The 14785-nt window shown below is 64.5% G+C and carries 13 protein-coding genes; 5 read left to right on the top strand and 8 right to left on the bottom strand.

The annotated features are described in order from the left end of the window. The first annotated feature begins 40 nt into the window (after positions 1-40). Both tssM and tagF read left to right on the top strand, forming a co-directional pair. Entirely contained in the window at positions 41-3433 is a 3393-nt protein-coding gene (tssM, locus tag AWB78_RS32640; RefSeq protein WP_063959059.1) for a type VI secretion system membrane subunit TssM, read from the top strand. Next, complete coding sequence (tagF, locus tag AWB78_RS32635; protein WP_062610749.1) at positions 3433-4017, top strand: type VI secretion system-associated protein TagF; 585 nt, start codon at positions 3433-3435, stop codon at positions 4015-4017. Before tssM ends, tagF begins: the two co-directional genes overlap by 1 nt. On the opposite strand, the gene AWB78_RS32630 is transcribed toward tagF, so the two are convergent. Genes AWB78_RS32630 through AWB78_RS32615 form a run of 4 tightly spaced genes read right to left on the bottom strand, consistent with a single transcriptional unit; the run spans position 4014 to position 8008 of the window. Continuing rightward, on the bottom strand, positions 4014-4823 hold the full coding sequence (locus AWB78_RS32630; RefSeq protein WP_062610748.1) for a PP2C family protein-serine/threonine phosphatase: 810 nt from the start codon (positions 4821-4823) through the stop codon (positions 4014-4016). The genes tagF and AWB78_RS32630 overlap by 4 nt on opposite strands. A 26-nt stretch (positions 4824-4849) precedes the next feature. Continuing rightward, positions 4850-6244, bottom strand: a complete 1395-nt coding sequence (locus AWB78_RS32625) for a serine/threonine-protein kinase (RefSeq protein WP_232477971.1) — start codon at positions 6242-6244, stop codon at positions 4850-4852. 1 nt (position 6245) lies between these two features. Further along, positions 6246-7124 (bottom strand): Tll0287-like and HAMP domain-containing protein, encoded by an 879-nt coding sequence (locus AWB78_RS32620; RefSeq protein WP_062610747.1) that lies wholly within the window; start codon positions 7122-7124, stop codon positions 6246-6248. Next, complete coding sequence (locus tag AWB78_RS32615; RefSeq protein WP_062610746.1) at positions 7121-8008, bottom strand: FecR domain-containing protein; 888 nt, start codon at positions 8006-8008, stop codon at positions 7121-7123. The genes AWB78_RS32620 and AWB78_RS32615 overlap by 4 nt, the downstream gene beginning before the upstream one ends. On the opposite strand from AWB78_RS32615, the gene AWB78_RS46915 reads away from it, so the two are divergent. Then, a complete protein-coding gene (locus AWB78_RS46915; protein ID WP_157697693.1) occupies positions 7992-8429 on the top strand; it encodes a hypothetical protein in 438 nt (145 codons plus the stop codon). The genes AWB78_RS32615 and AWB78_RS46915 overlap by 17 nt on opposite strands. A gap of 122 nt (positions 8430-8551) precedes the next feature. Here AWB78_RS46915 and AWB78_RS46910 read toward each other — a convergent pair whose 3' ends face one another. Genes AWB78_RS46910 through AWB78_RS49415 form a run of 3 tightly spaced genes read right to left on the bottom strand, consistent with a single transcriptional unit; the run spans position 8552 to position 9840 of the window. Beyond that, complete coding sequence (locus AWB78_RS46910; RefSeq protein WP_157697692.1) at positions 8552-8692, bottom strand: hypothetical protein; 141 nt, start codon at positions 8690-8692, stop codon at positions 8552-8554. A 6-nt stretch (positions 8693-8698) separates the two neighbouring features. Beyond that, complete coding sequence (locus tag AWB78_RS32605; protein WP_062610744.1) at positions 8699-9655, bottom strand: hypothetical protein; 957 nt, start codon at positions 9653-9655, stop codon at positions 8699-8701. A gap of 50 nt (positions 9656-9705) precedes the next feature. After that, positions 9706-9840 (bottom strand): hypothetical protein, encoded by a 135-nt coding sequence (locus AWB78_RS49415; protein ID WP_269768960.1) that lies wholly within the window; start codon positions 9838-9840, stop codon positions 9706-9708. Between the two features lie 1441 nt (positions 9841-11281). Here AWB78_RS49415 and AWB78_RS32600 point away from each other — a divergent pair. Continuing rightward, positions 11282-11776 (top strand): Hcp family type VI secretion system effector, encoded by a 495-nt coding sequence (locus AWB78_RS32600; protein WP_062610743.1) that lies wholly within the window; start codon positions 11282-11284, stop codon positions 11774-11776. A 252-nt stretch (positions 11777-12028) separates the two neighbouring features. Continuing rightward, a complete protein-coding gene (locus AWB78_RS32595; protein ID WP_157697691.1) occupies positions 12029-12814 on the top strand; it encodes a hypothetical protein in 786 nt (261 codons plus the stop codon). 784 nt (positions 12815-13598) lie between these two features. Here the strand turns inward: AWB78_RS32595 and AWB78_RS32590 are convergent. Then, positions 13599-14771, bottom strand: coding sequence for a sugar diacid recognition domain-containing protein (locus tag AWB78_RS32590; RefSeq protein WP_062610741.1), 1173 nt, complete (start codon positions 14769-14771; stop codon positions 13599-13601). Between the last annotated feature and the right edge of the window lie 14 nt (positions 14772-14785).

The raw sequence follows: 14785 nt of genomic DNA, 5'->3' as shown, positions 1-14785 counted from the left end.
CGTGACGTGACGCCAAAGTATTCGAGGCATGGAGACATCGATGAAGAAATTCGCAGGAATGCTTAATACGCCGCAATGGCTCACGCTCGCTGGCGTGCTCGCGCTGCTCGTCGTCGTGTGGTTCGAAGGGCCGCTTTTCGCGTTCGATGGACACGCGCCGCTCGAATCGCCGCGCGCCCGCTGGACCGCGATGGCGGCGCTCGTCGCCGCGTGGACGTTGGCGTGGGGCGTGCGCGCGGGCGTCGCGCGGCTCGTCAATCGGCGCTTCATGAGCGGCGTCGCGGGGCAAGGGCAGGCGGCGGCAGCAGGCAGCGCGGAACTCGCGGTGCTGCGCGAGCGCTTCGGGCAGGCGCTCGCGATCCTGCGGCAGGCGCGCATGAAAGGCGTCAACGGCCGGCAGTGGGTGTATCAGTTGCCGTGGTACATGTTCATCGGCGCGCCTGGCACCGGCAAGAGCACGGCGCTCGCGCATTCCGGCCTGCGCTTTCCGCTGCGCGAGAAACTCGGCGACGAGGCGATCGGCGGCGTCGGCGGCACGCGTCACTGCGACTGGTGGTTCACCGACGACGCCGTGCTCGTCGATACGGCGGGCCGCTACACGACGCAGGACAGCGACTCGCAAGCCGACGAATCCGCGTGGACGGGCTTCCTGCAACTGCTGCGCAAGTACCGGCCGCGCCGGCCGCTGAACGGCCTCATCGTGACGGTTTCGGCGGCGGATCTCGTGCGCCAGGACGAGACCGCGCGCGACGCGCACATCCGCACGATCCGCAGCCGGCTCACGGAGTTGAGCGAGCGGCTCGGGGTGCGCTTGCCGGTCTACGTCGTCGTGACGAAGTGCGATCTGCTGGCGGGCTTCACCGAGTTCTTCGACGACCTCGGCGAAGCGGAGCGCAATCAGGTCTGGGGCATCACCTTCGCGTTCGACGAGTCGCCGGGCGCGGACGCGGCGCTCGCCGCATTCCCCGCCGAATTCGATGCGCTCGGCGCGCGGCTGCAGGCGCGCGTGCCGCATCGCATGCAGCGGGAATCGGACGTGCAGCGGCGCGCGCGCGTGTACGGCTTCGCGCAGCAGTTCGCTGGGCTGCAGCCGGCGCTCGGGCGCTTTCTCGACGGCGCGTTTCGCGGCACGCGCTTCGAGGCGTCGCCGCTGTTGCGCGGCGTGTACTTCACGAGCGGCACGCAGCATGGCCGTCCGATCGACCGCGCGATCAGCGCCATCGCGCAATCGCTCGGCTTGGGGTGCGATGCAGGGTACAACCGCGACGCGTCGGGGCGTGCCTACTTCATCAACCGTCTGCTCAAGGACGTGGTGATCGCGGAATCCGGGCTGGTGGGCGCGAACGCGCGCTTCGAGCGTTGCAGCGCGTGGCTGCGGCGCGGCGCGCTCGCGCTGATCGGCGTGACGCTGATGCTCGCGCTCGCAGGCATGGCCGTGAGCTATCAGCGCAACCGTGCCTATGTCGCCGAGTTCGAGCGGCAGACGCGGCACGTCGCGCAACTGGCGCGCGAGTCGAACGCGTCCGCGGACCCGCTCGCGGTACTGCCCTTGCTTGACGCGGCACGCGCGCTGCCCGGCGGCTATGCGGATGCCGGCAAGCCGGTGCCGTGGCTCACCCGGCTCTGGCTCTATCAGGGCGACAAGCTTGGCCAGGAAGCGCGCGTGACGTACCGGCGCCTGCTCGATCAGACTTTGCTGCCGCTCGCGGTCGGCAAGCTCACGCAGGCGCTGCGCGATGTCAATGCTCCGACCTCGGAGGCGTCGCGCTACGAAGCCTTGCGCGCCTATCTGATGCTCGGCGACGCGCGCCACTTCGACCCCGCCGCGCTGCGCGCCCATCTGGTCCCCGCACTCTCCGTCGACGCGAGCCCGGCCCAAAGAAGCGCGCTCGATGCGCATCTCGCCGCGCTGTTCGACAAGACGCGCTTCGATCCGTCGCTGCCGCTCGACGATGCGCTCATCAAGGCGGCGCGCGCGCGGCTGGCCGAATTGCCGCTGTCGCAGCGCATCGGCGACCGGGTGGACGGCGAGCTTGCGCAGGCGAATCTGGCCGCTTTTGACGTGAGCGCCGCAGCCGGACCGAACGCGCCGCTGCTGCTCAGGCGCGCGAGCGGCGCGCCGCTCACGACCGGCATCGCGGGCGCGTACACCCGGGCCGGCTACGCGCAATACATGCGGCTGCGCGATGCGGCGCTCGACGATGTCGCGAAGGACGCCTGGGTGCTCGGCCGCGACGCCGCCGCGCTCACGCCCGATGGCGCCGCCGCGTTGCGCGCCGCGCTCGACGCGCGCTACTTCGATGCCTATCTCCATACATGGGACGGCCTGCTCGACGATGTGACCGTCGTGCCTGTCACCGCTCTCGCCGATGGCGCGCGTATCGCGAACGCGCTTTCCGCGCCCGATTCGCCGCTCAGGAAGTTCATCGTCGCGGCGGCGCGCGAGACGACGATTGCGGCGGCACGCGTCGACGAGCACTTTCAGCAGTTGCACGAACTCGCGGGCAAGCCGGGCGATGCCGCCGCGCTGGATCGCGCGCTCGCGCCGCTCAAGGACGCCGCCGTCTATCTCGACGCCGCCGACGCCGCGCGCAGATTGGGCCAGCCCGCGCCCGCCGGCGATGCGCTCGGCAAGCTGAGGCTCGCGAGCCAGACGGCCCCGGCGCCGCTCACGCCCGTCGCGGCATCGCTCGCCACGGCGGGCGCGGCGCTCGTCGAGGGCGGCGAGCGCGCGCGCCTCGACGCGCAGTGGAACGCGAGCGCCGGGCCGTTGTGCCGCCGCGCGCTCGATGGCCGCTATCCGTTCGTGCATGGCTCGAACCGCGACGTCGCCGCCGACGACTTCGGCAAGCTGTTCGCGCCGGGCGGTCTCATCGACGATTTCTTCCAGAAGAATCTCGCCGCGCTGGTCGATACGAGCGGACCCGTGTGGCAATGGCGCGCCGGCACGCCGCCGGCGGGCATGCCTCGCGATGCGCTCGCGCAGTTTCAGCGCGCCGCGCAGATCCGCGACGCGTTTTTCCACGACGGCAGCCGCGACATGTCGGTCCGCTTTCGCGTGAAGGCGCTTGCCTTCGATCCCGCCGTGACGCAGGTGAATCTCGACATCGACGGGCAGCAGCTCGCCCTGAAGCCGGACGGTCTCCAGTCGATGCTGCTGCAATGGCCGAGCGGCAGGAATACCGGCCGCGCGAGCGCGCAATTCGGCCCGCCTTCCGCGACGCAAACCGCGCCGCTGGATGCGAGCGGTCCGTGGGCGCTTCTGCATCTGCTCGACGCGGGCAGACTCGAAGCGACGGCGCAGCCTGACCGCTACCGGCTCACGCTCGATTCCGCCGGACGCCGTGCCGTGCTCGAGCTGGATGCGACGAGCATCGTCAATCCTTTCCGGCGCGCGCCGCTCGAGCAGTTTCGCTGTCCGGAGCATCTGTGATGATGTCGCCGGGCGTCGCGGGATGCTTCGGCAAGGTGCGCGGCAACGGCGACTTCGTGACGCGCCGCCTGCCGGCGTGCTTCGTCGAGCCTTGGGACGCGATGTTGCAGGCGGGCCTGCTCGCGGGCCGCGCGGCGCGCGGTTCTGCATGGCTCGATGCTTATCTGACCGCGCCGCTGTGGTGCTTCGCGCTCGGCGGCGGCGTGCTGGGGGAGAGCGGATGGGCGGGCGTGCTGATGCCGAGCGTCGACAGCGCGGGCCGTCACTTTCCGCTCACGATTGCCGCGCCTGTCGAGCCCCGCGCATGGCCGATGTGGCGTCCGCATGCTCACGCGTGGTTCGCGCGTTGCAGCGCGCTCGCGCTCGCGACGCTCGGTAAGGGCGCGTGTCTTTCGGATTTCGATGCCGGATTGCTCGCGCTTTCGCATGCGGATGATGCGAGCGGCGTGTCGGCGCCATCGCATGCCGGTGCGCGGGGAATGAGCGATTGGTGGCACGCGGCATCGGCGCGCGTGAGCGTCGGTTTGCCCGATGCCGCGTTCGTCGCGGCGCTATTCGACAGCGCCGGCAGCCGCGCGGACTAAACGTCGTCGAAACACGCAATGACCGCCGTGATGTTGTCCTTGCCGCCCGCGTCGAGCGCGAGCGCCACGAGACGCCTGCATGCATCGCCGATGCCGTGCGGCGTCATCACAGAGAGCACCGCCTCGATCTCGCGATGCGCGACCTCGCCGTGCAATCCGTCGCTGCACAGCAGATAGCGGTCGCCGGGCAGCCACGCATGCGCTTCCACGACGGGCGCGATCGACGGCAGCGGCCCCAGCGCCTGCAGCAGCACGTTGCGCGGCGGCAGGTGCTCGATGGCGCCGCGCTCCAGCGCCTGCTGATAAAGCGTCTGGTCGCGCGACAGTTGTGTCAGCGCGTCGTCGCGATACCGATAGAGCCGGCTGTCGCCGACATGGAACGAGATTAGCCGCGCCGAGCCGGTGGGCTGCCAGATGCCCGTCAACGTGGTGCCCATCGATCGGTGCGCGAGGCGTTCGCGCAGGTTCATCGCGTGGAGGGTCGCGTTGGCGTGGTCGAGCGCGTCGGCGGCGGCGCGCATCGCGCAGGCCGAGGCATCGTGGACGGTGGCGTCGGGATCATCGGTGAACGTGGCGCCGGCGTGACCGCACGGCATCGCGTCAGTCGCGAGCCGCGCGGCGATGCAGTCGAGCGCCGTTGCACTGGCGCGCGCGCCGAATGCGTGACCGCCCATGCCGTCCGCGACCGCGACGAGGTTCGACGCCGTATCGATCAGAAAGCGGTCCTGATTCTCGCGGCGCGTGCGTCCTGCGTCGGTCAGGCCGAATGCCGAGCAGGTGGCGAGGCGGATCGTGTCGGGTTGCATCGGTTTTGCTCCTTTTAATCGTGTCGCTACAGCCCGATGTCGCGCTCGAAACGCGCGCGGTCGGCTTCGTTGGAGATCGCGGCCGCGAGCCGCTCGTGCAGTGCGCGCAGGCTGGCGGCGCGCGACGCCTCGCGTTTCGCGACGATCGTCGCAATCGGGCCGAGATAAACGGCGAGCCGGAGCGCGGCGGCCTGCACGTCTTCCGCGCCAAGCGACGAAGACGGAGATGGTCCCCGCGACGTGCCCGCCTTTGACGCGTCCGCGAACGCGGCGACGAACTGCGCACGGCCTTTGTCGGAGGGAATATGCGGCGCGAGCAGTGCGACGAGCGCGGGCAGGTCCGGCGCATCGGCGATGCGCGCCGCCGCCCGGCGCACGAGCAGACGCGCCACCGGCCCGATCTGCGCGGCAAGCTGAGCCTCGACCGGCGCGAGCAAGGCGGCCGGCCACATCGTCAGCGAGGGCAGGGAGTCGCCGCGCCACGAGCCAGTCCCCGATGCGAGCGTGACAGCCTGCGCTTCGAGAATCGTGCGGTCGTCTTCCGCTGCTGTCGTCGCGATGTGGGCCGTGCCGTCCGTCGCGACGTCGAGTGCCCGCCGCAGCGCGTTCGCTGTCTGGAAACGCGCATCGGGACGCCGGGACAGCGCGCGCATCAGCACGGCGTCGAGCGCGGACGGCAGCGCCGGGTTGCAGGCGGACGGCATGCGCGGCGTCTCGTGCATGACCTGCCGCATGACCTCCGCCTGCGATGCGCCCGCGAACGGACGGCATCCGGCGAGCATCTGATACAGCACGATCGCGGCGGAAAAAAGATCGGAACGCCCGTCGACGGGCTCGCCGGTGAACTGCTCCGGCGACATGTAGCTCGGCGTGCCGATCATCGCGCCCGTCAGCGTCAGCGTGGACGATGCGACATGCGCGACGCCGAAGTCCGCCACCTTCAGCCGCCCTTCTGCATTCACGAGCAGATTGGCGGGCTTGATGTCGCGATGCACGACGCCGTGCTCGTGCGCGAAGCCGAGCGCGGCGAGCAGTTGCCCGAACCAGTCGAGCGCGGTGGCGGCTGCGAGCGGACGGCCTGCGTCGAGCCATTGCTTCAGTCCATGGCCGCTCACGAGCTCCATCGCGATATAGGCGGTGTCCGCCGTCTCGCCATAGTCATACACGCCGACGATATTCGGATGCGCGAGCCGCCCGGCTGCCTGCGCCTCGTTGCGCAGACGCGCCTTCAGGCTTTCCCGCTCGCCGCTTTCGAACAACTCGTGGCGGATCGTCTTCAGCGCGACATGGCGCTCGATGTGCGGATCGAACGCGCGATAGACGATGCCCATCGCGCCCGCGCCCAGCATCGACTCGATGCGGTACTTGCCGAGCTGCGTATTGCCCGGCGTGCGCGGCGGGTCGGTCGCGGCGGCGTTCACCTCATGCCTCGATCATCTTGAAGGCTTCGACGAGGCTCGTCTTCATGCGGGCGAACGACGCGGCGAGCGAAGCGATCTCGTCGCGGCCGCGCTCGCCGAAGTCCGCGCCATCGAGTTGGCCGAGACTCGCCTGATCGGCGGCGCGCGAGAGCGCACGGATGCGCCGCGTGACGAGCAGATGCACCATCACGTTCAGCGCGACCAGCAGCAGCACGAACACCCCGAGCAGCGACGCGAGGAAGGTGCGCAGCACCGCGTCGCTGCGCGCGACCGGCAGCGCCATCGGCACCGACACGAAATCCGCGCCGATTACATCGTGCATCGCCCAGTTGAAGCCGTTGTCGGGGCCGTACTTGTCGATGAGCGTCTTCGGCGCGCGCGACGGCACGCTGTGGCATTCCATGCAGGCGGCGTCGGTGATGCGGTTCGGGCGCGCTATATAGAGGTTCTGCCCCGTCGGCGTGTCGCGCAGGCCGACGATTTCCTTGAGCTCGGGCTTGTCGTGCAGATGCCGGATCACGTCCGCTTCCCAGTCCGAGGGCCGGTCGCGCGGATTGGTCGGATTCAGCATCGTCGAGCGATAGGAGTACCCGGCGAGGTGCTTTTCCAGCGTCATCAGCGTTTCGACCGCCGAAAACGCCGGCACCGACTGCGGCACGAAACTGTATTTGAGCTGCGTCTGCAAGAGCGGCGTGACTTGCGTCGCCGTGTAGTTCTGCGCGGCGCCCGCGGCTTCCATCAGGACGCGCGCATTCTGCACCGTCTCTTCGATGGCCGCGCGGCGCAGCAATTCGCGCGCGGCGAATCCGGCCGACACGAAACCGACTACGAAAACGGCGAGAAACACCAGATTGAATTTGACGGCGAGCGACAGTCTCATGACTCCACCTCGGTTGACTGAGCCTGCACGGGCGCGACTGCGCGCCGGCGCGGCCTGGCGGGAGGCGGGCACAGCACGCGCCGCCATTCGGGAAGATCGCGCAGGTTTTGCCGCACCTGCGAGCGGAATGGCTCGCGTTCCGCCAACGGCCGGAAGCGCGCGACGAAGCCGCGGCGAATGCCGAGCGGCGCGCTCAGCCAGCCGGCGAGATCGGCAAAGGTCGCCGGGCGGCCCTGCGACGCAACGATGAGCTTCCCCTTCACGGGCGTGGAGAGCGCCACGAGCGGATCGCGGAACGGCAGCGGCATTCCGGCGATGAACGCGGGCGCCGGGCGCGTGCTCGCATCGAGGGGTTTGCCTGCTTCACGCGCGGCATAATGGTCACCGTCGAGCGTCTGACGGACGTCGGCATGGCCGGGCAGGGCGAGCGTCATCGCGCCCGTCTCGATGAAGAGGGAGGTCGCGTCGCGGCTCGCGTGCAGCACGGCCGCGCCATCGCGCATCGCGCCGTCGAGCGTGGCGGTATCGATCGATAGGGACTCCGTTGCATCCGGCCGCGTGCGCGCGATCTTGATCCAGCCCGAGAGCAGCGCGAGCGCATCGCCGCCCGGCGCGGCATCGATGGCGATGTGCGTGTCCGCGCCGAGCCCGATGGTGGTGCCGTCCGATTCGAGTTGCGCGCTGCCTTGCGCCGCGGTGGCGAGGAGATCGCCTTGCTCCAGCGCGATGGGCGCATCGACGTTGAACACGGTCGTCGCGCGAATCAGCGTGACGGTTCCTTCCGGCACCAGGATGTACTGGCCCGCACGCGCGCTCTGAAGCGCGCACAGACACGCAATGGCGAAGCCGATGCGCAGAGCTTGGAGCGTGGTTCTGGCGTTCATCGCGGTCGATGCCTCGGAACGTGAAGGGATTGCGACGAAAACAGCCGGGCGCCGGCTTCTATTCCAAAGAAATTTTTCGCAAGACCGATGCAAGAAATCGCACGTAAAAAAGAGCGCCTTCGCGAATACGAAGGCGCCGGATATGCAGCTTCAGATCCCAGGTCTGCACTTCCGTGTGGCTGACAGCGAGCGCAAGCAGCCCTTTGATCGTCGCATCGTCGGATTTGAATGCGAAGCCCGCATCGCTCAGATAGCCCGATCCCCAGACCTTGAGGTCATCGATGTACTTGCAGCCGGCCGTGAATCCGTTTGCGTGACGATGGTTTCGTTGTCCTTGAACATCGCGAGGAAATGCATCTTGTCGCCGCAGATGCCCGAATTGAGCGTGAGCACCGAGAGCGCGGGTATCGGCACGGCGTAACGCTTGAACCAGCTGTTGTAGGCGATCGGCCGCGTATGCAGCGCATCGCGCTGCATACGCGCGTCCCAGTGCGCCTTCGCCTGCTGGCAGAATCGCTTGATGCGTTTGATTTCAACGATCTTCTAGATGACCTCCGCGAGCGTTTCCATGATGGAGACGACGGCATCCACGATCGTCGATACGCCCTGGCTCGCGAGCTGCAGGCAGAGGCTCGTCCCGCCCTTGAAAATGTCGTAGACGCACGCGCCGATGGAGAGCTTCATCGCGCGTCAGATCGCCTCGACGATGATGCCGGGGTGTCCGGTGCCGAACTGGACGTCGCGGCCCTGCACCCACTCGCGATACTTGGTGATGCTGCTGTCGACGGTATTGGCGATGCCCTTCGCGAGATCCAGGCCCGCACCGATGAGCGGCGCAAGGGTCGCGAGCAGCTTGCCGCACAGGAAGTCGACGAGCTTGCGCAAGAGGCCGGGTATCGTGTCGAGCGCGAAGCACGCCGGATCGTTGCGGATATCGGCGACCTTTTCGCGGATCATGTCCCAGAGCTTTTTCGCGCCTTCGCCGACCTTGTCGCGAATGATTTCATAGAGACGCCGCGCCGCGCTGCTCAATGCAGGCAGCGTGATGTCGGACGTCATGAGCTGTGCGGAACTCGTGAGCGTGGGGTTCTTGCGCTTTCTGATTTTTTGCTGCACCTGTTCGAGCGCGAGCGACGCCGACTTCTGTACGAGACTGTTGTCGATCACGTCGCTAGCGATCGACGCCGCGTCGTCGCCATCGGGTGCGAGGCCGAGACCGGCGTTGGTGATATCGAACGCGCCTTCGAGCAGCACCTGGAACGTGTCGTCCTCGATGTCCAGGTTGCCGAAGAGATACAGCACGCCGAGCCGCGAGTTGATGAGCGCAGGCGTCATGAAGTCCTGCGCGCCGGCTGCAGCGTCGGTGTCGCCGTTGCCGCGCAGCTGCTGATCGAGCAGCGTGAAGTGGTTCAGGCCGTTGCGCGAAACTTTCTTCCAGTCATCTCCGGTGCCGGCCGACTCTCGCCAGAACTCGAACGCGCTCACCAGAAGATGGAATTGATGGACGGTGCGATCGCGGTGGTATAGCTGGATCTGATCATCCAGGTTCTTCAGCGCCGAGCTGCGCACCTGACGCAGCGCGAAAGTTCCTCTTAGCCATTCATCGTAGGGCACGACGTCCGGCAAGCGGGCATAAGCGTAGGTCATGGATAGGTTCCTCGGGCCGGATTTGATCGAAGGGCTGCGCCGCACAGGTCCTAGCACCACGCGATGTCGCTGAGTTTCACGTAGTGCGTCTCTATCAGGCGGCCGCTGCGGCTGCGCAGGTCCACGCGATAGAAGCAGCCGAAGCTGAAGAAGCTCTGGTCGAGGACGTAAATTGCGCGGTGCATGATTCCTCCTGCGTGGCCGGTTCGCTGGACGAATCGCGCCGTTCGAGGTCGCTGCGGTGTGCTGCGACCGTCGAAAGCAAAACAGCAGGGTGTGGCTCTTTGTTCCGCGCAAGAGCGGCAATTTATTTGAGCGAGGAGGGGGAATAAAAGGGTTGCTTGAGTGTCCTCGCAGTTCGGGTGGGAGAGACGGATTTGGCACGAAGGAGGCAGACGGACCTCCGCGCGCCACTACAGGACGACCGGGGCAGGTCGGCCCCGGCTGTTATGCGTCGGCAGAAGATGGCGGGTGATCGGCGCTTGTCGGGCCACACTATCAGCCTTTCGCGAGCACCGTCTCCTAGACATCCAAATGTCTCTTCAGGTCAACAAACAGCCATTCAGCTTGCGAGCGCAAAGACGGGCAGTCCTCAGCCAAATACGTAGACCAGCCCGCGCAGGGCGGCTAATCGCTACAGAATGCACAGCGAAGGCCTCTATTCGTACATCCTCGCTAGTGTTTGCCCAGTGCTGGTTCGCCCCCCGAACGGATGGGTGGGGGCGCCTCACACCTTGCGTTTTGTCCCGTTCGTGGCTTCCCCCGAGAGCACAGTCCAGCGTAGGCGCACGACTGAGCCAACGGCCGCTCGACCGTCGGCGCTCTGACGGGTGTGGCCCGCTGAGGAGCGAGCGTTTCGTCGGCTGAACGCCGACGAACTATCGTAAAGGCTCCCCACAGCCGCTGCGGCGTCGAGGACGCAGCGATGCTGTCGTCACCTTATATCAGCGCCACGCCTCTGCCATCAGACCCTTGGCGGCACCGTTGGCGATCCAGACAGTGCGGCTTTGCCGGTCACAGGATCGGCCGCCGAAACCGGCGCGACCCCAGTCAGATCATGGGTAAATCCCGTCCATGTTGACGATCCGCCAGCGCGTCTAAAAGAGAGAGTTTCCGTGCCACGCATGGAGAAAAAGACCGAGACATCATCGCCGAACTCCCACTCGCGGCGCCTGATGTCAATGCGGGTTCTTAAGCCTGGCTGTGGACTGTCTCGCACCTGTCGGCGCTGAGGACTGCGACCGGCACCAGTTACCTAGTTACTGTGAAAAGCCACTTGAGCGGTGAATCGGTTCGAATTTCTTCGGCTTTTTTCTGGAATAAACATGCGAGCTCGGCTGTTTTCGGGTCATTGATCTCGCGAAGCGGACTGAACGAATGAGAGCCAGTTCACCTAGCGAAAAGCGGACGCAGCTTTACCAGCGCTGATAGTTGCAGGCGGCTGCTGCGTTCACCGGAGCTCGGAGAATAAATGGGCGGTGATGGGCGGCCGCGTCAAATTTTCGAAGCGAGCCATACCACAAGGAATGCGAACGAAGGTAAATTATGGCAAAGCCTAGAAATGAAAATTCGCCACTTAGCTACGCGAATTTCGGCCCCGGAAGGGGCGTTTTAATGGAGACTGATATGGCCGTGGATATGTTCCTCAAGTTGGGCAACATCAAGGGTGAATCACTGGCGGTAGGACACACCGAAGAAATCGAAGTGCTCAATTGGTCGTGGGGCTGCTCACAGACAGGCACAACACACAGTGGCACGGGCGGCGGCACCGGAAGAGCGTCAGTTCAGGATCTCAGGATCACCAAACACGTCGACAAGAGTTCGCCAACTATCGCTCAGTCGTGCTGTCAGGGCGTGCACATGCCGGAGGCCGTGCTGACGCTGCGAAAGGCGGGCGGAAACGAGCCGGTCGAATACCTGAAGATAACGCTGAAGGAGGTACTCATCAGTGGCCTGTCCTTGGGCTTCGGTGGTGGAGAACAGGTCTCCGAGAACGTCACACTAAACTTCGCCCAATTCAAAATGGAATATCAGCCGCAGGACAACAACGGCGCAAAAAAGGGCGGTGTGGTTGCGGGCATGTGGAACATCCCGAAGAACACGGCAACAGCGTCTAGTTGAAGCGCAACGTTGCTCTCACGAATGTGCCGGCTGACTACCAAAAAACGCTTGTCCTCGAGGAAACAAGAGGACGGCGCAGCTAGCGCGCCGGCATTCTACGACCGCAGGCATATTTCAGTTCTCTGGAGAAGTATCACCATGGCTTGCTCGAATAAAACTTGCCAAAATCAATCGAATGATCAGGCTCCTGTAAACAAATTAGGAGAATGTCGAAGCTGTCACGATGCCCGTATGTCGGCTATAGGAAGTAACTTGATCCAACTACCTCATAGGGTTATCGAGTGGTTCAGGCAGGCAGAGCAGAACTATGGCAAGAATTGTTTCTACTCGATGGACCTGCAAAAGATAATACTCGAGAAGAACGCAGGGAAACTTCAAGAGCTGGGCCTCGGTGGCATGGACTTCAAAGCGAGGATAAAGCTTGCCAACAACGGAAAAACTGACGGATTTTTGGCGACGTCGAAAGACTTTGCGCTTATGGCGAACGAGCGGCCATCGGTGGCTATTCGGGCCTTCATTAACGGACAACTGACTGTCTGTGAATGCGAATGCATGATAAAAGCTGTCTTCTTCAACTCACTGTGCGATCTGGTGGGTGAAGACGTCTTCGACATTGTGTTCGCAAATCTGAGAATCGCTACTGGGGGGGGCGTGGAAGACGCATTCATCGATCAACAACGCATCAAGATTAGCGAATCCGATTGCAACGCCGGCGATTGGACCTTTGTGGCGCACACGACCGAGAGCGCATTACAATTTCGCGAACTCGCAGAAAAAAAGAAGACGGGCGGATCGGCTTCTGGTTGGAACGTGATTTGCGTAAGCGGCGGCGGTGCGCTCCAGAACACCTATCTAGGTTTTGGGTTGTCGGGGGGGAATGCGGCACCGAAGACACTGCAGCAAATCAAAAGTGCCATGATCCAGGAGTGCGGCGGAGATCCGAATTCCAGAGGTTGGGATCTCTATTTGCACTTTCGTCGACGGCTGAACGCAAACAGATTTCTGCAATGGGTAAGAAACGAACTGCAGATAATCTGACCAGCGCTATGTCGTGACGATGCGGAGTCGCCTTGCCACGTGCATCAGTAGCTTTCCCACGGGCCCGCCGGCAGTGGTCCCTGTCGGCGAACGGCTCGATCCATGTTTAGTGTTCGCGGCGTCTGCGTCTTGACACCCATTAGAGATCTGAGGGACGCAGCCGACGATGCGTCGAAGCGTACGTGTGTCGCGCCAGCCATCTTGACATGAGGTGCGCCGCATCAACAGATCTCGAGAGGCGCAGTAGTCGTATCCTTGCTACGATCGTCACTAACTTCGGCGGCGCCGTTCCGGAAGAGCGGTTTCATCCCGATCTAGGACAGCAGCGCATCGATCTGCGAAAAATGGCGGGCGGAGTTTTGGTACTTTACATAAAAGGAATCGTTAGCTTACGCGAAATTAGGATTGCTTCTTAATGGTGGCGCCGGCAGATTGTGAAAGGCAAGTCGCTGCTGCGGCAAGAATTATGGACACCTGGCTCAAATAGGCCGGTGTTGTCCGGAATCGCTGCTGCACCCACTGTATGCGGAGCGATCATGCAGACCGGCATCGCCGACGGTCGCGGTGGTTCGTCAATGGATCGACACGCCACCATGCGGGCAACCTGATCGAGTAGGGCCATCTCGACGCACTGGGCGAACCTCCGCGGGTCGATCTGCTCCACCTACAACTGAAGACGGCATGGTCCATCTGCTACTTGTGACCACATGCACTGACGCTTCGGACGCCACGAATCGGCGCGATGTTGAATGCCCGTTACCCGAACCGCATGCGCCGCCGGATCTCACTCACCCATCCGTTGAAGCGCGATATACACCATCACGAAGTCGTCGACCCGGGACAAGTCCAGTCCCGTGGCCTCCTTGATCTTCTTCAGGCGATAGTCCAGCGTGTTTCGATGGATTCCGAGTGCTTCGGCTGTCAGCTTCGGTTGGGCGCCCTGCTCAAACCAGACCTTCAGGGTGTGGAGCAGAAGCGGGCCGTCGCGCTCCGTGGTAAGGAGCAACTCAAGCGGACGCGAAAATTCGGCGGTCCGCCAGGTCTCCGTCAAGCCGCAGAGCAGGACCGCCAGCCTATGGTCGTAATAGGAAAAATAATACTCGTCAGGCGAGCGTGCGCGGGCCATGCCGATCCGCAAGGTCTCGACCGCCGAGGTCCACGATTGCCGCAGACCCTCATAAGCGGGCAGCGCAATTCCAAGCGCAAGGCGGAAAGAGGTCTTGCAGACGCCGCCTATTTTGATTCGCACGTCCGCCAGCAGTCTTCGGGCGTTTTCTTCGGTTCGACCCGGGCTGGAGGGGTCCTCAACGACTGACCCGAATATCGCCAGATCGGTCATCGAAACGCGTGTGGCGATGAGGTGCGGGCACTCCCGGGAAATGCTGTCGCGGATGCGGTCGAGTTCGGCCAATGTCGTGTCCGGTTTGAACTGACCGGGATCGAACTGGCATATCAACGCGCTTCGGGTGAGTTCGAGGTCGATGCCGACGCGCGCGGCCCACGCGGCGACTTCGACTGAAGAGAGGTGCGAACTTCCGAGGATTGCTTGACGAACGAACTCTTCCTTGTGATGTTCCTCGCGCTGCAGTTCGAGCGTCAACTCGTCACGCTCAAGTATGAGTTGAGCCATGCTCTGGAGCAGCTTGCCGAACTGACGCACGTCCGCCGGTGCCCCCGTCAGCCCGATGACGCCCACGAGCCTTTCGCGGACGAACAGCGGCAGGTTGACGCCCGGACGCGTGTTCGGGATTCGCGCTGCCGCATCGTGATCGATTTCGACTTCGCTGGCGCTGCCCAGAACCATTTGCGCGCCCCGGTGAAACGAACCCACGCGCGACGGGTCCGTGCTCGCGACCACCGAGCCTTTCGCGTCCATGACGTTGACGTCGAAGGGCAACACCTTCGTTGCCTGTTCGACAATCTGTGCCGCCAGTCTGGAGTCGATTCGTCCGTTCATCCCTGGGAGGATAG

It is taken from the genome of Caballeronia calidae (assembly GCF_900044055.2).
GTDB lineage: Bacteria > Pseudomonadota > Gammaproteobacteria > Burkholderiales > Burkholderiaceae > Caballeronia > Caballeronia calidae.
This window is presented reverse-complemented; position numbering and strand designations above follow the sequence as displayed.